Raw genomic sequence first — 18,954 nt, forward strand, 5'->3', positions numbered from 1 at the left:
CATTTACTTAAATCTTTTATCCAGCTCGTCATTGCTCAGGATCGTCATAATCGTTTTTCCGTCCGGAGTGATGGCATGTGACGGACAAGCGAAGAGCTGGTCGATGAGGTTTTGCATCTCTGCCTCGTTTAACGGTTTTCCGTAGTTAATGGCTGCCGCTTCAGCCATGGTAAGCGATACCATGCTGTGGATCTCTTCTTTTAGGTCGCACCCTTTTTCAATCGCGTTATACAGGATGTTGTGGAGTAACTGTGGGATATCTTTACCTTCCAGACTGGATGGAATGGCATTGACCGAGTAGGTGCCGTTCCCCAGATCTCCAATCTCGAATCCCAGCAAATGCAGGTCTTCGCTTAAAAGCGGCATCATCGCCGTTTCCGAAACGCTCAACTGAATCATCTCCGGGAAAAGTACGCCTTGTGATGGCGCATGGCCTTTGCCTATATTTTCGAGATATTGGTCAAACAATACCCGGATGTGAGCCCTACGTTGATCAATTACCATCAACCCCGACCTGGCAGAGGTAAGGATGTAACGTCCTTTTATCTGCATCAACTGACGGGCTGTCTCTACCGGTATGTTTACAGCCGGTTGGGTGAATATCGGTTCGGGTACAGCTTCCGGCATGGCCGAAGGAATATAGGTCTCCGGTGATGCAAAAGGCTGGGGCTCTTCCTCCTCGGGGTCGGAACCGAAATCAAAGTTGGGAACCGGATTACTGTTGATCTTCGAAGCGTGACTCCCCATTTCAAAATCCTGATAGAGCTTTTCCCAATTGCCTGCCGACGGCATTTTGCTCATCGGGTTACGGGGCTGAGAGGTTTGCTTAAACGGATTATAGTCGTGGTTAAAATGTACCTTCGGCGGCTCGGGATGATCGAATGACGGAGTCGGAGCAAATACCGGTATTTCCGGAGCATCTACCGTGTCGAAGTCAATCGACGGTACGGCATTGAATTTACCCAATGCCTCTTTGACTGCTGCCGTGATAATCTGCCAGATGGGCTGCTCGTTTTCAAATTTAATCTCAGTCTTTGTCGGATGGATGTTCACGTCAATCGACGATGGATCGACCTGAAAATAGAGAAAATAGGGCGGCATTTCGCCGGAGGGAAGCAGTTGTTCGTAGCAGTGCATTACCGCTTTATGAAAATAGGGGTGACGCATGTAGCGGCCATTGACAAAAAAGAACTGCTGTGCTCCCCGTTTTTTTGCCGATTCGGGCTTGCCGATAAATCCGGTAATGGAAATCACAGAGGTTTCCACATCAACCGGAATAAGGTGGTTGTTGAGGTTTTTGCCCATCAACCCGATGATGCGTTGACGCAGTCCGGACTGGTTAAGGCTTAGCGTTAACGCGTCGTTATGGAATACCTTGAACGTAATTTCGGGATATACCAATGCAATCCGCTCAAATTCGGTCAGGATGTTGTTCCATTCCACCTGATTTGATTTCAGGAATTTACGGCGGGCCGGGACATTGAAGAATATATTTTTTACGGAAAAATTACAGCCGGTGGAGCAGGAGACAGCATTTTGCTCTTCCACTGCCGAACCGGTGATGAGGATTTGAGTGCCCACTTCGTCATCATAACGGCGGGTCTTGAGCTCCACCTGTGCGATGGCGGCAATAGACGCCAAAGCTTCTCCGCGGAAGCCCATGGTCTGTAGGGCAAAGAGGTCGTCAGCCGATGCTATTTTTGACGTGGCGTGTCGTTCAAAAGCCAGGCGTGCATCAGTTGCTGACATGCCCTTGCCGTTGTCGATTACCTGAATCAGGGTACGACCGGCATCCTTGATGATTAGTTGTATCTCTGTCGCTCTCGCATCCAGTGCGTTTTCCACCAGCTCCTTTACCACAGAAGCCGGGCGCTGGATAACCTCTCCGGCGGCAATCTGGTTGGCCACCGAGTCGGGGAGAAGATGTATGATATCGCTCATTCTTTTGACAAATAAATGCAGTAAAAAACTTGAATCGGATCTTTGACATTTACCTGCTCCGTCGTTGGATGCGTTTCACAGGTTCAATCTTCGTATTCTTATGCCTGAAAATATCCATAGGGGAACGGGGGCGTGTCTGGCTGTACCACCTGAAGTTCTTCAGTTGCTTCTGGTTTTGTTTAATAGCCTCTTCCGGAGTCATGCTGCCGGTTACGGTAGGCCACATTTTAAGCCGTTCCAGTTTACGGTTAAGCAGCCACATCGTCAGGTAACTACTCTCGGAATGGTTTAACCCGATCATGGTGCTGTCTTTATCTAACGGGTAAAAGATGGTTTCCACATTTCCGCTGACATCCACCTTTCGGATATCTCCGTGCTCAAAATCGGCCCTCAGTGATTTTCCGGATAGCTGGTTGTAAAATCCTTTGATGCTATCCAGTTGTTCGATTGCGAGAGAATATCCTTTTACCAATGCCATCTTAATGGTGCTGTCATTCATGTAGGCATGAATGGTATCGCCCGCCAGCTGGTAGTTGGCATTCCACAATACAGGGTCGCGGTAAAGGTGTAGTATCGAGTCCTTGGATGAATACTGCAACGAATCAGATACCCCCTGTGAGTCTTTGCTGAAGAAGCGCACCCGGTGAAAACCAAACAACATACGGTAGGTAGTATCCGGCTCGGTTGCCATCAGCGTGTCAGCACTGATGAACATGGTATCCGGACGTGAATATTCCCTTGCCCAGGCCAGTTTGGTTGAGAAAGCTTTCTTGGTCTGTTCGTTATAATAACCGTAATTACCGTAAAGGTCAGCCTTATTGACCGAGTCTTTCAGGTGCATGTAGCCGAATGCCTCGCCGATTCCTTTTTTGCGGTTATAGCACAGGGTATCGCCGGTCAGCGTTTTCCCTTTGGTGACCAGTAAGGAACGGTTGAATAGCATTGAGTTTTCTTTCAGCGTATTGTACCAGCCTTTATCGGTGTAAATGGTATTTTGGTCAGATAAGATCGTCGATGGACCTGCAATGTTGGCCACTTTTGTCGCGGTATTGTAGTGCAGGGTGTCGGAATAGATGGTCATCTTATCGTTGACAAGCTTCACGTTGTAGCGGAAGTCTGCAATCTTGGTTGCCGGTGAATATTGTCCATAGACAGAGGTGAGCACATTAGAAGACTGCATATCCGATAGGACACCGCCGTTGAAGAAGTACCCGATATTAAGCCTGCGGTCAAAGTTCAGGCTGTCTGTCAACAGGGTAACGCTTCGGTTTTCCATTTTCACGTTATACCTCAGTTTGGCCAATTGTGTATTCCCATCGTAATAGAGATAATCACTGTACACAAACAATGTGTCTCCCTGCTGCATTTTTACATTACCGAAAGCTTCCAGCGAGTTGGTTTTGTCAAAAAACTTGGCGCTGTCGCAATACATGTACATGTGATCCTGGCGAAAGCGGACAGAATCATGTAGCAACTGGTAGTCAGCGCCTCTGAATTTGTCGTATTCAAGAACACTGGCGTATTCAAGATTTACCTTTGTCCCTTTCCGGTGAATAATCGGTTTTGTGGGCAGTGTACTGGGCTTATTTTTGTTCGTTTGCGCTACTATGCAAACTGCAAACAGGCATAAAATACTGCCTGTTAGTATTTTATGCCTGTTGTATAGATAGTTATGGAATTTTCTTGTCATATCATTCAATTACTTACTTCACCCAGCCGGAGTACTGGTACTTACATTTATTGTATTCCGGTTTAATTCTGATGTAGGTGTCAGTAATCTTCTTTTTAATCCAGCTTTGAATAATCTCGTTTCTTTTTTTCTCCTCTACCATTTGCTTCAATGCTTGATAGTCTTCGCTGGCATTTGCTTTATGTCCTTCCACACGGCTTTTGAGCTTTACGATAGCGCAGACCTCTTTGTTGTTTTTGTTGATCATACGGAATGGTTTGGAGATATCGCCCACGTTCATGTCTTCGATTACGCGCGCCACTTCCGGAGGTAATTGCTGCATTTCAAAACGGGAAGTACTGCTATAGGTATTTGGATCATTAAAGAGCATCAGACCGTTGTTGTTTCGGGTGTCTTTATCCATAGAAATAAACTGGGCCGCTTCGTCGAAAGTGAATTTTTTATTCTTTAAATCGTTGGAGATGGAGTCCAGACGTAGTAACGCTTCCTTGATTGCACTCTCTTCCACTTTTGGTTTTAATAGAATGTGGCGGCAGTTGACGCGGTCACCACGTTTTTCAATCAGTTGGATGATGTGAAATCCATATTCCGTTTCCACTACTTTGGAAACTTTTTTCGGATCTTGAAGGTTAAAAGCGACGTTGGCAAATTCGGGAACCAATTGGCCTTTTCCCATAAAGCCCAGTTCTCCTCCGTGTTTGGCTGATTCCGCATCTTCAGAGTAAAGTACGGCTAAAGTCGAGAATTCTGATTCGCCTTTGTTTACGCGGTCAGCATAATCACGCAGACGGTCTTTAACGGCATCAATCTCCTTTTGGGGAATGCGGGGCTCAAGTACCACGATTTGCGCCTCTACCCGGGTTGGGATAAACGGTACGCTGTCTTTCGGTACGGTTTCAAAGTAGCGGCGAACATCTGACGGGGTTACCTTGATCGTTCCCACAATCTTCTTCTGGACCTGTTTTATCGTTTCTCTGTCACGAACCTGGTCTTTTTTTACCTCCCGGATTTCGTTGTATGACTTGTTGAAATATTCTTCCAGTTTCTCTTTAGAGCCGATTTGCGAGATGTAGTAGTTTAACTCTGCATCCACCTGCTGTAGTATGCTTGTTTCAGGAACTACAATACTGTCGAGGTTTGCCTGGTGAAGGAAAAGTTTTTGTAATGCTATTTGCTCCGGGATGGTGCAATAAGGATCGCCGTTGATTTTTTCACCAGCAGCCGTCATGCTTATTCGCTGTTCTTCTACCTGGGATTTGAGGATGGCTTCATCGCCTACTACCCAAATGACTTCGTCAATAACGTTGTCCTGCGCTAATGCAGAGTACCCCACCAGCAGAGTGGCGGCAAACAGGCTGAGAGTTCGGATTGATTTATACATGTATGAATTTCTTTGCTTCGAAAAGTTGATTATTTGTGAGTAAATACAACGGCCTCTTTTTTATCCATCGCTTTTTTGAGAAGATCATGCCTGAACTGTTGCAAATAGCTGGTTTTTCGTTGAGCAATAAGCTGGTTCCGGATCTCTTCACGGGCGTAGTCTTCGGGGTATTTGCTTCCGGCAGGAGCAAATTCACTGACCGCCAGCATATAGTAGAAAACGCTGTCTTTTACTTCCACTACCCGTTTAGCCCTGATCTGAGGAGCGAAATTACTGTAATTTCCTGGCATTTTAGACAAAGCGGTATTCAAATCGGTCCACTTTTCAGCGAAATAGTCGTAGTCAGCGGCATGCTGGATAGCGTATTTCCCGATTTTATCCATATCGTCATCGTTATGGAGAGCCATCCAGCTACGCAGTTGGCCGCGTTGAGGTGCATTGAGCGGGACTTTTACGAATATTCCCTTTATCAGCCCGCTTTTCAGTTTCAGCTCATCGGCATGATTGTCGTAATAGGATTGTACCTCTTCGTCCGATATCTCTTTACTGAGTTTCTCGTCGATCAGGTATCGCTGATATTCCGAAGTGATTAACTGACGGCGGTATTCCTCCACCATTTGGTCAATCTTCTCTTTGTCGGGAATGTTTTTGCTGGCGATGTTATAAACAAGCTGATCGGTCACCCAGCTTTCGATAAAGCTACGGGCAAACAATGCGCTGTCCTTTGGAGATATCCCTTCGGGTAGTGCGTTTTTAAGATCGCTCATAAACAAGTATTTTCCCTTTACCTCAGCCAAAACCTCTTTCTCGGGAGAAGAGGTTTCTTTTTTGCAGGCAGGTAAAAGGAAAATACAAGCTAACATTCCAACCAGTAATTTATTCATCCGGTCTTAGTTAATTGTTGGGGTAAAGATAGAATGATTTTACGGCAATCTCTACTGTTTAACCGTTTTTAAGACCGCCTCGTTTATCTCTACTTTGTACTTATCATTCAGGCCTTTAATCCATTTTTCTTCCAGGTAATTCTGGTAATCGGCGGTTACCAGGCCGCGAACGTCAGCGTACTCTTCCGGGCCTTTTGTTAACACTTTTCCCACGGTGAAGTAATATGGGTACTGGCTGTCAGGAATGTACTCGGCTCCTTTGAATGCTTTGGCGTCCACCACTTTGTTTTCACCTTTTGCGAAAAGTCCTTTTTCAACTTTTACACGGGTGACAGAGTCGTTCAACGCTTTGCGTAGTACGTAAACTACTGAGTCAGAACCTGTTTTTTTGATGATCGACTGCGCTCTCTTTATAGTCTCTTTGTCTTTGCAATAGACGATCAGCCCTTTATATTTCGGTGCGTTCCAGTTGTAGTTGGCTTTGTTTTGTTCAAAATATTTTTTGAGGCCATCGTTGTCTTTGGATGCTTTGTCCCAAACTTCACGATTGCTGATTTCAAACAACAGCATACCATCGTGGTATTCTTGCATAAGGTTGCGGAATTCCGGATATTTGGATTCCAGTTTGCTGTCTTCGTAGCTCAATACAGAGTTGTCAACGTATTCTTTGTAATTGTTGCGGATAAAGTCAGCAGCCGATTTTTTATTTTCACTGCTTCTTCCTTTTAATGTTGCGGCAAACTCTTTCTGGGTAAATGCTTTACCGTCAACTTTGAAGACCGGTTTTGTCAGTTCTGCAGCTGCTAACTGATAGGCTGAATCAGAAGGGAATCCCGCTTTGTCAGCAAGTGCGATCATCTCGTTTAGTGCCGCGGCATCTTCTGTCAGGTTGTACTCTTTTTTTAGTCTGGCGATCATCATATCTTTGCCACCCTCGGCTCGTTGGTCACGCATAAACATGCGCACGATCTCGGCTTTCTTGTCTTCAAATGGCTCGAGTCCTTTTTTGTCAAGGAGCTTAACGATGTGCCAGCCGAAGCGGGTCTTAAACGGCTCGGAGATATCGCCTTTATTTTTCAGGGAAAATGCAGTGTTTTCAAATTCCTTAATCATGCGGTTGATGCCAAACCAGGGCAGCTCTCCGCCTTTTGCAGCCGATCCGCGGTCGTCTGATTTGACGCTGGCCACGCGGCTAAAGTCCTCACCCTTGCGTAGTTCGTTATAGATAGCCTGAATCTCATTCTTTGCATCCGCCTCGGCAATGTCTGCCGGGATGGAGTCGTTTTTCGGTTTTACGGCCTTCATGATGTGAGCCACAAGTACCTGTCCCGGATCCTGACGACGGCTGTGCACCAATATCAGGTGGTAGCCAAAGTCGGTGCGGATGGGTTTGCTTACCTGCCCTACAGAGGTATTGTATGCTGCCAGTTCAAATGGGTATACCGTCATAAATGATGAAATGTATCCCAGATAGCCTTTGTTTTCCGCTTTAGATGGATCTTCGGAATATTTTTCAGCCAGTTTCGCGAAAAGATTTTTATCAATAACAGGTTGTTTTGCCGCTTTTCCACCTTTTACAAATGCTGCAGGAACAAGCTGTTTGCGGATGTCCATCAGCTTATTGTAGGCTGCCAGCGTGTCTGCTGAAGTAGGATTTTCGGGTAGTCTGATCAGGATATGGCTGACTTCCACATTTTCCTTCATCCTCTCGTATGCTTCACGGGCGAACTTATCATCCGCACTTTTGTCAGTCAGATAAGGCTGTGCCAGTTGGCGACGGTATCCGGATAGTTCATTAACAAATGATTTGGTCGTGTCAAGTCCCAGTTTTTCGGCCTCGATTACTTTAAGTTTGAAGTTTTTAAACAACACCATGTATTCATCCAGTGATTTTTTGTCCATGGAGGTCGCGGAGTTGTTTTTATTGTAAATGTATTCAAACTCAGACTTTTTAATTTCTTTGCCATTAATCTTCATAATGACCGGATCATTCGTTTGCGCACTTGCTCCACAAGCAACGATTGACAAAGAGAGTGCTAACAAATTTCTTCTCATGCTATCAAAACAATTTTTAGACGGTTAATCGTGATAAAAATAAAATACTCTATTCTAACGAAGCGAGCGCAAATATAGTGTTCTATTCGTCAACTTGGTCTATTTTATTTAGGCTTTTTTGGTGATATTCTTTATCGGAGTAAAAACTTTACGCCTAAGTAGCGTTGTTGGAAGAGGTGGGAAGATGACTGTTTGCGGCTTCAGAAGGCTGATTCCCCTGTTTTTAATTAAGATTGAAGATAAATGAACTCAGTTTACTCTTGATTTTTGGACATTATGATGGTTTTGAGTATCTTTGCCCAATTTTTATCGAAAAAAGAATAAGGTATGGCACAGTATTTAAATGACATCTCCAGAACATTCAGCGAATACTTATTGATTCCGGGACTTACAACCAAAGATTGTACGCTCGAAAATATTTCACTGAAGACTCCGCTTGTCAAATTCAGAAAAGACGAAGCTCCGTCGATATCCCTCAATATTCCGTTTGTATCGGCTATCATGCAGTCGGTGTCGGATCACAAAATGGCCATTGCCCTGGCTCGTAATGGGGGGCTTTCTTTTATTTTCGGATCACAAAGCATCGAATCTCAGGCAGAAATGGTGCGTAAGGTGAAAACCTACAAAGCCGGATTCGTTGTAAGCAACGCCAACCTGACTCCCGAACATACCCTTCGTGATGTGATTGCACTGAAAGCGGCATCCGGTCATGGTACAATTGGTATTACAGAAGATGGTACATCAGAAGGAAAGCTGCTTGGTATTGTAACCGGACGTGATTACCGCATTACCCGCGATAGCATGGATAAGAAGGTAAAAGAGTTTATGACTCCGTTTTCTAAACTTGTGACCGGTGAACTGGGCATCTCAATTACTGACGCAAACGACATTATCTGGGATAATAAGTTGAATTGCCTTCCTATTATTGACAAAGATCAAAACCTCAAATACCTGGTTTTCCGTAAAGATTACGAGAATCACAAGGCAAATCCCAACGAACTGTCAGACGACAACATGAAATTGCTTGTGGGCGCCGGTATCAATACCCGCGACTACAAAGAGCGTGTACCGAAGCTGGTTGAAGCCGGTGTCGATGTTATGTGTATCGACTCTTCAGATGGTTTCTCTGAATACCAGAAAGAGACTCTCGAATATATCAAATCTACTTTTGGTGATCAGGTAAGAGTGGGTGCCGGTAACGTGGTTGACCGTGACGGATTCCTTTACCTGGCAGAAGCTGGTGCTGACTTTATTAAAGTGGGTGTAGGTGGCGGTTCTATCTGTATTACCCGTGAGCAGAAAGGTATCGGTCGTGGCCAGGCTACAGCGATTATCGAAGTGGCAGAGGCGCGTGATGAATATTTCAGAAAAACCGGGGTGTATATTCCTATCTGTTCTGACGGTGGTATTGTACAAGACTATCACATGGTGCTGGCTTTGGCTATGGGTGCCGATTTCATTATGATGGGACGCTATTTTGCCCGTTTCGATGAAAGTCCTACCCGTAAACTGATGGTTAACGGCAATTACATGAAAGAGTACTGGGGCGAAGGTTCAAACCGTGCCCGTAACTGGCAACGTTACGATGCCGGTGGCAGTGAAGGCCTTAAATTCGAAGAAGGGGTTGACAGCTTCGTGCCTTACGCAGGTAAACTGAAAGACAACTTAGCGATCACGCTGGGTAAAATAAAATCAACCATGAGCAGTTGTGGCGTGATGTCTCTGGATGATTTGAAGCAAAATGCTAAAATCACTCTCGTGTCATCGACCAGTATCATAGAAGGTGGTGCACACGACGTAGTGGTAAAAGACTCTCATAACAACGGATAATTGATTCGTTGATTCAAAATAATAAAAGGCTTCGGGGTTACCGGAGCCTTTTTTATTTCTATAAAGTCCAAACCTAACAGGTTTTCAAAACCTGTTAGGTTTTATCTTCTTATCCCGCAAGCGGGATCAATGAAAGAAATGGCTTTACGACATCCTCTCAATTATCCAGAATTAAATCATGTAAAAAGCCGCAAACAGGGCCCTCTATTCCCTGATTTGCGGCTTATTACTGTCTTTATATCAAGATTATTTTGCAGGTTTCACCCCTTCGGTGGTCATTTGTACCCGTTTCATCGTGCCATCGGGATTGTAGTTAAGATAATCGATACATACCGAACGGCGAAAGCTTCCTCCGTTTACATCCATTCCCCCGTTATGGTAAATGAAATACCATTTCCCTTTAAACTCAATAATGGCCTGGTGGTTGGTGTTAGAGTTACCAGCCAGCTCATTCAGAATGCCTTTGTATTCATACGGACCGGTAATCTTTTTACTCATTGCATAACAGATCTTCTCGGGGAATTCAGTCGCATAGGAGAGGTAGTACCAGTCGCCACGTTTGTGGATCCAGGGAGCTTCAGTATAGCGTGGCAGATTGATAGGCATAATCTCACCTTCGGTCTCGATCATGTTTTCTTTCAGTTTGATGCAGTAGCATTGCGTATTTCCCCAGATCATATAAGCCTGTCCGTCTTTGTCGATCATGACAGTCGGGTCGATATCATCCCAGGATATTTTGGTGTATTTGGTAGTCATATCATTGGTGATAAGCGCTGACCCTCGGGCGTCCGTAAATGGACCGGTCGGACTGTCGGATACCGCTACACCGATTGCTTTACCATGAATTGTTCCGTGAGAAATAGCGACATACCAATAAAACTTACCGTTACGTTCGATTACCTGGCCAGCCCAGGCATCGCCACTCGCCCATTTAAAGTCGGAAGTTTTCAACGGTGTCGGATGTTCGGTCCAGTTGACCATATCATCGGACGAGAATACCGCCCAATCATTCATGACATATCGGTTCTGCGGTGAAGGACATACATCGTGGCCGGCATAGAGATATACTTTGCCTTTATAGACCATTGCAGCCGGGTCGGCTGTATATTTGTGGCGGATGATGGGGTTGCCATTGGCATGAAAGGTGGTGTCTTTCGTTACGGTTTGAGCATTAATCAATTGAAAAGCAGACAGCACTAAGGCTGCCATCAGAAAAAAGGATTTTCTCATGGTGGAAAAGAGATTAAAGTGTTATGTGATAATTCATTGGATGCAAATATAAAATATTAGTGTAATATATACACTTATCTATTAGTTCAAAAATAACATGAAATTCGTTCATCCAACAGTAAAAACAGGAAAGTCCACTTGATTTTGTTATTTGTCCACCCGGGTACGTTAGTGAAGGTGCGACTTTAAGTCCCGCCTTCACTAGCCATTTCTATAATGCCGCCATAATCCTGGCACAACCGGCCCGTTTCACCCCCTCTATTTTTCCCCCGAATGCGGTTGTTCCAAACTCTATTCCCACACTTAACAGCAGAGTGTCGTAATCTGATCTGTACTTTTGCATGCTTTCATTAAACATAATTTCAAGGGTTTGTTCCAGGATAATGTCATGGGCTGAAAACCATTCAGTGGTTATGGATTGCCTGATACCGTTGGCATCTTTCAGCGCAGGTTCGTATTTGTCGCGGGGATTTTCCGGACGATAGTGGATGTCCGAAACTACCCCAAGGGCAACAATTAACCTAAAATAGGGGAGTTTCTGCACGTTTAGCAGGTCGTTTCCGGTGTTGATTTGTGGAAAACGAACAATTGCCGAACGTTTTTCCTTATCTACCTCAAATGTCGGGATAGCCCGCATCACTGCATTGAAAGAGTAGTTTTTATTGAGGCTGAATCCGGCAATCGCCTCCCGATAGACCGAAAGGCGCAAATGGCGTTCACCCAGTGTGCTCTCTTCATCCAGATTGATCAGCTTCTTGCCGATTCCGTTCCATACGGGAGAAACGTTGTAGTCTGCCAATCGGTAGGTGTCGCCCATAGCCCATTTTAATCCCCTGGAGAAGAGTACGCACGCAGCCCATTCCGTCTGGTGCCTCCTTACCATCTCAAACTCTTTTCCTTCTTTCATCCGTCGTTTGGTGGGGCCACCTTTCGTACGCATGATTACTTTGTCGCTGCCCGCCATGGAATAAAATGATACCCCACTGATACTACCCTCCATCTGGAAGGCTCCTTTTATTATTGCCATAGTGTTGAATTGTTTAACATGAATATTTAAAGATCATGATTCCCGGTATTTCAACTCCGTATGCATGCTTATTTGCGCAAGAGTCTCCATATACCATAAGCACGGTCTATTATATGTTTAAACACCTCTCACAAATAATTGTTTAACTGAAGATACAGTAATGTCACAGTCATATCACAGTACTATATAAAACTGTAATATGACTGTGTTACTACTGTGACATTACTGTAATACTACTGTGATATCTTATTTTAAAACTATAATATGAAGCGTTTATGGTGGGGAGATGGAGGGGAGTTGGTTCGGTTGTTTTACTTGCGAATTGTCTGCTGTCGGATTGAAAATCCGATTATGGTTTAAACTGAAGTTTTTTGATGATTAACTGGAGGAGTGCTGTGTATGCGTGTGATTCTTCCGGTGAGGTAAAACGAATCACTTATTTTGCTCACAATGAAAGTGAATCTATTCGTTGAGCGGCTTATTACGTTTTTATATGTCTTAATACTGATATTGACAGGAGACTGACTACGGGGATTTAATCATAAAACAAAATCAATTTAAGGAAGGATATTAACCAGCCAATAATGTAACGGAAGTAATCTTAGATTTTTTACATTCCCTCTTTCTGAATATATAGCTAAAAAGCTTTTAACTCTATTAACTTAAATCCAAATTTATTCGGTTTTTCAATTCTCCTATTTAGAGTAATTTTGCCTCCGAATGAGACAGTTGAAGAAGATATTTATTCTGATAGTAATCCCATTTACTATTCTTTTCTGTCTGGAAGAGTGTATGACTACGCTTTTCCAGTGTCACTCGTTTCATATCGAACATGCGCAAGGACTTCCCGAGGGAACCAACAATATATCTTCTATCGGAGTTGACCACGGAGAGTTGGTTGTCCTTGACCCGGTATATCCCAATCTCAATATTCCGTCACTTCCGTTGACCTATTTCAATCAGAACGATTTTATCTATTCTCCCCAATACGTTTCTTCACTTTGGCTTCCGCCTAAGGTCTCTCTTTTCAACGTATAATTTTCAGACTTAAACTACGGTTAAAGTACCGGCTTCCCATGACCATTAATGTCATGGGTCAGATGCTGTTGCCCCGGCTTACACCAATATTCAATATTGGGAATAGCCGCATAAGTGATTATGCTATAGGCTACATGGTAACCTTAAGTAAAAGAGGTTAGAGCCGGTCATCTATCCTTTCTACAATTATTAATCAGAAACAAATATGAGACGATTGCTTCTATCGGCGGTTTTACTGTCCGTGTTGTTTGCGTGTAGCAAAAAGAAAGAGAGCGGGGAGAGTATCCCGCAAATTCCTGTATTCACTGTAGATTATAAGAATACGGTGTTTAACAATGACATTGTGGCCGATATACAGGCGGTCCGAAATGTAGAACTCCGGACCCGCGTCAAGGGATTCCTGGAAAAGATATTAGTGGACGAAGGTGTAGAAGTAAGAAAAGGCCAACCGTTATTCAAGCTCAGTTCGCCGGAATATACTGCTGAGTTTACCAAGGCAAAATCAGTGCTTCAGCGCGCCATTGCCGAAAATAAGGCGGCAAAGCTGGAGGTGGAGCGTGTAAAAATGCTGGTCGATAAAAATATCATCGCTAAATCGGAACTGATCCTGGCTGAATCGAAAGAGCAGGTGACCGCAGCGGCTGTTGTGGAGGCTAAAGCAGCGCTCAACAATGCAAAAGCCTTTATGACCTATTGCACCATTACGGCTCCGTTTGATGGTGTCATCAACCGCATTCCGCTAAAGATGGGAAGTCTGGTCAATGAAGGCGATTTGCTGACCTCCATTTCCGATATTTCGAGCATTTATGCCTATTTCAATTTATCAGAAACCGATTACCTGCGTTATCTGAAGGCAAAACGCAAAGGCGATTCTATTCCGGATGAGAATAATGTACAACTCGAACTGGTGGATGGTTCCATGTACAAATACAAGGGAAAAGTAGAAACGGTAGCCAGTGAAATCGAAGGTTCGACGGGCGCTATCGCCTTTCGTGCACGCTTTTCCAATCCGGAAAAATTATTGAAGCACGGGGCTTCGGGAAAAATCAAATTGAGTACCGATGTGGAAAATGTACTGATGATTCCGCAAAAGGCGGTAATGGAGATCCAGGATAAAAATTACGTTTTCCTTGTCGGCAAAGACAATCGGGTGAAAATGCAGGGCATTGTATTAGGCAACCGCAACGGACTGGACTACATCGTACAATCGGGACTGAATCCGGGTGACCGGATTGTGCTGGAAGGAGTACAGATATTGCGTGACGGAGATAAGATCAAACCAACGGTAAAGAAATTCTAAACAAGAGAAACTATGGTTGAAAGATATATAAAACGTCCCGTCCTGTCGATTGTCATCTCAATCATACTGACACTGATGGGCGTACTGGCGTTGTTTAATTTGCCCATTACCCAGTTTCCCGATATTGCCCCGCCATCCGTAGTGGTTACGGCTTCCTACACCGGTGCCAGTGCCGATGTTTGTGCCAAGGCGGTAGCCACGCCGCTGGAACGGGCAATCAACGGAGTGCCGGGTATGACTTACCTCTCCTCGGTGTCGAGTAATGACGGAACAACCGTGATTCAGGTCTTTTTCAATGTGGGCGTTGACCCGGATATTGCTGCGGTAAATGTACAAAACCGTGTGGCGACAGTACTGGATGAATTGCCTGATGAAGTTATCAAGGCCGGAGTAGTTACGGAAAAAGAGGTCAACTCGATGCTGCTCTACCTCAATATTTACAGTACGGATTCCACTCAAAACGAGGAGTTCATCTACAACTTCGCTGACATCAACGTGTTGAACGAACTGAAACGGATTGACGGTGTGGGATATGCCAATATCATGGGAGCCCGCGAATATTCCATGCGCGTCTGGCTGAAACCGGAAAGGTTGTTGGCTTACAATATCTCATCAGATGAGGTTGTGCAAGCTTTGCAAAAGCAAAACGTAGAAGCGGCTCCGGGAAAAACAGGTGAAGGTTCGGGTAAAATCTACCAGTCCCTGCAATACATCCTCCGATATACGGGGAAATTCAATCAGCCGTCAGATTATGAAAATATTGTGCTGCGTGCTGACAAGAATGGTCGGATATTGAAACTGAAAGATGTCGCTGAAATTGAATTCGGCACCTTCGATTATGGAATGATTTCCAAAACCAACGGACGTCCCTCGGCTTCCATCATGCTGAAACAGCGCCCGGGCTCCAATGCCCAGGAGGTTATCAAAGCGGTGAAAGAACGGATGAAGGAGTTGAAAGCAACCTCATTCCCGCCTAATATTGAGTATAATTACGCCTACGATGTTTCCCGCTTCCTCGATGCATCTATCAGTGCGGTAATGCGTACATTGCTTGAGGCCTTTATCCTGGTATTTATTGTGGTATTCCTCTTTTTGCAGGATTTCCGTTCCACCCTGATTGCCGCGCTTGCAGTTCCCATTGCCTTGATTAGTGCATTGGCGTTTATGCTTGCATTCGGGTTTTCCATCAATCTGCTTACCTTGTTTGCGTTAGTGCTGGCCATCGGTATTGTTGTGGATAATGCCATCGTGGTGGTCGAGGCTGTCCACGTGAAAATGAAGGAAGAGGGGTTGAATGCGAAAAATGCCACCATCCAATCCATGAAGGAGATCAGCCACGCGATTATCGCGATTACGCTGGTGATGACGGCGGTATTTGTTCCGGTCGCCTTCCTTTCGGGGCCTGTCGGGGTATTCTATAGGCAATTCTCGATTACGCTGGCCATAGCCATTGTGATCTCGGGAATCGTGGCATTGACTCTTACGCCCGCGCTTTGTGCCATCCTGCTGAAACACAACGAACCGCTGCATAAGAAGAAGGATCGGTTTTCCCGTTTCTTCCGTCTGTTTAACGTCAACTACACCCTGACTGAACGTTGGTACGGACGATTAATCGGACGGATTGCCGGCAGACGTATGATTATCTTCGGTACGCTGATACTCTTCTTCCTGGGAACCTGGGGACTGAGTGCGATTCTGCCCACTGGCTTTATTCCGACTGAAGACCAGGGGGTGATTTACGTCAATGTAGTAACACCTCCGGGTTCTACCATCGAGCGGACAGACAAGGTGATGGATGCTGTTGAAATTGCAGCCAAACAGATTCCGGAAGTTGAGTCGGTCAGTATTCTGTCGGGATACAGCATCATCAGTGAGGCTCCGGGTTCTTCATACGGAATGGCGATGATAAACCTTTCACCGTGGGAAAAACGAAAAGCGTCAGTAGATGATATAATCGGGCGGTTGAAAGAAAAGACAAAGAATATCACCGATGCCAGTATTGAGTTCTTCCCACCGCCAACTGTTCCGGGATTCGGTAACGCCAGTGGATACGAGTTGCGATTGGTGGACAAAACCGGTATCGGAAACCTCCAGACAACGGCGACAAACACGAATATGTTTATTGATTCGCTAAGAAAGTCGCCGGTTATCGGAAGTGCATTTACCAACTTTGACGTATCCTTTCCGCAGTATATGATTCACATAGACTATGAGAAAGCCGCACAGAAAGGTATTTCGGTAGATGCCGCGATGAGTAACCTGCAAACGCTGGTGGGTAGTTATTACACGACCAACTTTATCCGTTTCGGCCAGATGTACCGGGTAATGCTGCAAGCCCTCCCAGAGTATCGGGCAACACCTGACGATATCCTGAAGCTTTATGTGAAAAATAATAACGGAGAAATGGTTCCCTATTCGGCATTTGCATCGCTGGAACGGGTCTATGGACCGGAACAGCTGACCCGTTACAATATGTACACCTCTGCTTTGATTTCCGGCGATGCAGCTCCCGGTTATAGCAGCAGCGAGGCGATTGGCGAAATAGAGAAGATTGCCCAAAAGGTCCTGCCCAAGGGATACACCATCAGCTGGTCAGGGATGACACGCGAACAAATCCTTGCCGGAAACCAGGCTATATTCGTATTTATCATCTGTCTGATATTCGTTTATCTGCTGCTTGCGGCGCAGTACGAAAGCTTCCTGCTACCTTTGGTGGTTATTCTCTCCCTGCCGATGGGAATATTTGGCTCCTATCTGTCACTGCAACTGGCCGGACTGGAAAACAATATTTATGCCCAGGTCGCAATGATTATGCTGATTGGATTGCTGGGGAAAAATGCCATCCTGATTGTGGAATTTGCCCTGCAACGGCAGAAAGAGGGTTATTCCATTCTCGAAGCCGCAGAGTTGGGAGCAACAGCCCGCTTCCGTCCAATCCTGATGACTTCGTTTGCCTTTGTTGCCGGATTGATTCCTCTCTGTTTTTCCAGCGGAGCGGGTGCTTTGGGTAACCGTTCCATCGGTATGGCATCGGCAGGAGGAATGTTGATTGGTACAATTTTCGGACTGGTGGTCATTCCGGGATTGTATGTCATTTTCGCAGGATTGCAGGCCAGACTTGTCCGCAGGAAGGATGAGGATGAAGAATTGGAACAATAATAATCAGAGATTAACATGAAGATAAAAGCAATAAATCTATTCATAATGACTTTGGCGCTTTGCACGATTATCTCGTGCAAAGCACCTCAAGCGGTTAAAGTAGCTCCTTCTGCCCTGCCACAGGCTTTTCGCGGGATAACGGCAGATTCTCTTACTTCGGGAGATTTGGCTTGGAAGGAATTCTTTAAAGACGAAAATCTTTGCCGGTTGATTGATATGGCTCTGGTGAGAAACAGTAACCTGCAATCGGCGCTCCAGCAGATTGAGATTGCGCGTGTATATTATCAGACAAGCCGAATGTCCCTTTTGCCCAACCTGCAACTTCAGGCAGGCTCAGCGACTCTAAAAGAGAGTGCCAACGTATCGAATCCGGCAACGGCTAATCCGTCGAAAGCTTACACCGATTTCCAGCTGAGCCTGCGCTCTTCGTGGGAAGTTGATATTTGGGGTAAACTAAACAGCTCGCGGAAAGCATCGAAAGCCCGTTTACTTGCCTCTCAGGCCGGTGCACAGTTTGTAAAAACGCAATTGGTAGCCGAAGTCGCCAAAGCCTATTACGAGCTGATGGCCTATGACGAACAGGCTACCCTGATGGAGAAGAACCTCCGCCTTCAGTCAACGGCGCTGGAAATTGTGAAGGTGCAGAAGCAGGCCGGTAAAGCCACTGACCTCGCCGTACAACAATTTGAAGCGCAATTAATCAATTCCCGTGCTCAAAAATGTTATCTGGCACGCATGGTTTCAGGAACAGAGAATTACCTGAATCTGTTGATCGGACGTTTACCGCAACCCATCATCCGTTCCCGTCAGATAACCAAACAAACGTTCTTGCCGGAACTGAAAACAGGAGTTCCTGTACAGCTTCTGGAGCGGCGACCAGATATTGCAGAGGCTTCTTTTGCCTTGCAAGCTGCAGGCTTTGAAGTTCAGGCTGCCCGAAAGGCATTTTATCCGTCCCTGACCATCGATCCGATGCTCGGTTTTGCCTCGGCAAAAACAAATCTGCTTTTCAATAGCTCATCATTAGTTTGGGGGATAACAAACGGACTTGTGGCGCCAATCTTCCAGCAAAACCAAATCCGTGGAAATTATAAAATCAGGATGGCGGAACAGAAGCAGGCATTAATCGCTTACGAAAAAGTTCTCCGTCAGGGAATAACCGAAGTGCAGGATGCTGTTACAAAACTAAAGCTACTGAATGAAGAACAAGGGCACATGGCCAAAGAGCTGGCAGTGCTCGATAATGCAGTTAACACTTCACATAATCTCTATGCCTATGGTTATGCCACCTACCTGGAGGTTATCAATGCCCAAAAGATAGTGCGTGATGCAGAAATGGAACTGGTTAATATTCACAAGGAACGTCTATTCACCCTGATTGACCTCTATCGGGCACTGGGCGGAGGCCGTTAAAAACGT

At 45.3% G+C, this 18,954-nt stretch carries 12 protein-coding genes; 5 read left to right on the forward strand and 7 right to left on the reverse strand.

What is annotated here, in order from left to right; genetic code table 11:
* Positions 1-3 precede the first annotated feature (3 nt).
* From mutL to MLE17_RS11075, 5 genes are read right to left on the reverse strand one after another with little or no spacing between them, the layout of a single operon-like run.
* Positions 4-1,941 (reverse strand): DNA mismatch repair endonuclease MutL, encoded by a 1,938-nt coding sequence (gene mutL, locus MLE17_RS11055; protein WP_243348861.1) that lies wholly within the window; start codon positions 1,939-1,941, stop codon positions 4-6.
* A gap of 49 nt (positions 1,942-1,990) precedes the next feature.
* Entirely contained in the window at positions 1,991-3,631 is a 1,641-nt protein-coding gene (locus MLE17_RS11060; protein ID WP_243348862.1) for an OstA-like protein, read from the reverse strand.
* Between the two features lie 13 nt (positions 3,632-3,644).
* Positions 3,645-5,012: a peptidylprolyl isomerase gene (locus tag MLE17_RS11065; RefSeq protein ID WP_243348863.1), complete on the reverse strand. Its 1,368-nt coding sequence runs from the start codon at positions 5,010-5,012 to the stop codon at positions 3,645-3,647.
* Between the two features lie 29 nt (positions 5,013-5,041).
* The gene (locus MLE17_RS11070; protein ID WP_243348864.1) at positions 5,042-5,896 is read right to left on the reverse strand and encodes a hypothetical protein; all 855 of its coding nucleotides are present in this window, start codon (positions 5,894-5,896) and stop codon (positions 5,042-5,044) included.
* 51 nt (positions 5,897-5,947) lie between these two features.
* Positions 5,948-7,951, reverse strand: coding sequence for a peptidylprolyl isomerase (locus MLE17_RS11075; protein ID WP_243348865.1), 2,004 nt, complete (start codon positions 7,949-7,951; stop codon positions 5,948-5,950).
* A gap of 327 nt (positions 7,952-8,278) precedes the next feature.
* Here MLE17_RS11075 and MLE17_RS11080 point away from each other — a divergent pair, with 327 nt between their 5' ends.
* The gene (locus tag MLE17_RS11080; RefSeq protein WP_243348866.1) at positions 8,279-9,781 is read left to right on the forward strand and encodes an IMP dehydrogenase; all 1,503 of its coding nucleotides are present in this window, start codon (positions 8,279-8,281) and stop codon (positions 9,779-9,781) included.
* Positions 9,782-10,027: 246 nt separating this feature from the next.
* On the opposite strand, the gene MLE17_RS11085 is transcribed toward MLE17_RS11080, so the two are convergent.
* The gene (locus MLE17_RS11085) at positions 10,028-11,011 is read right to left on the reverse strand and encodes a glycoside hydrolase family 43 protein (RefSeq protein ID WP_243348867.1); all 984 of its coding nucleotides are present in this window, start codon (positions 11,009-11,011) and stop codon (positions 10,028-10,030) included.
* A 211-nt stretch (positions 11,012-11,222) separates the two neighbouring features.
* Positions 11,223-12,038 (reverse strand): hypothetical protein, encoded by an 816-nt coding sequence (locus tag MLE17_RS11090; protein WP_243348868.1) that lies wholly within the window; start codon positions 12,036-12,038, stop codon positions 11,223-11,225.
* 720 nt (positions 12,039-12,758) lie between these two features.
* Between MLE17_RS11090 and MLE17_RS11095 the strand changes: the two genes are divergently transcribed.
* From MLE17_RS11095 to MLE17_RS11110, 4 genes are all read left to right on the forward strand, one after another.
* Positions 12,759-13,076, forward strand: coding sequence for a hypothetical protein (locus MLE17_RS11095; protein WP_243348869.1), 318 nt, complete (start codon positions 12,759-12,761; stop codon positions 13,074-13,076).
* Between the two features lie 205 nt (positions 13,077-13,281).
* Positions 13,282-14,376, forward strand: coding sequence for an efflux RND transporter periplasmic adaptor subunit (locus MLE17_RS11100; RefSeq protein WP_243348870.1), 1,095 nt, complete (start codon positions 13,282-13,284; stop codon positions 14,374-14,376).
* A 12-nt stretch (positions 14,377-14,388) separates the two neighbouring features.
* A complete protein-coding gene (locus MLE17_RS11105; RefSeq protein WP_243348871.1) occupies positions 14,389-17,535 on the forward strand; it encodes an efflux RND transporter permease subunit in 3,147 nt (1,048 codons plus the stop codon).
* 15 nt (positions 17,536-17,550) lie between these two features.
* Positions 17,551-18,948 (forward strand): efflux transporter outer membrane subunit, encoded by a 1,398-nt coding sequence (locus tag MLE17_RS11110; RefSeq protein ID WP_243348872.1) that lies wholly within the window; start codon positions 17,551-17,553, stop codon positions 18,946-18,948.
* The last annotated feature ends 6 nt before the right edge of the window (positions 18,949-18,954 follow it).

The sequence above is a fragment of the Parabacteroides sp. FAFU027 genome (genome assembly GCF_022808675.1).
Classification (GTDB): domain Bacteria; phylum Bacteroidota; class Bacteroidia; order Bacteroidales; family UBA7332; genus CAXXIC01.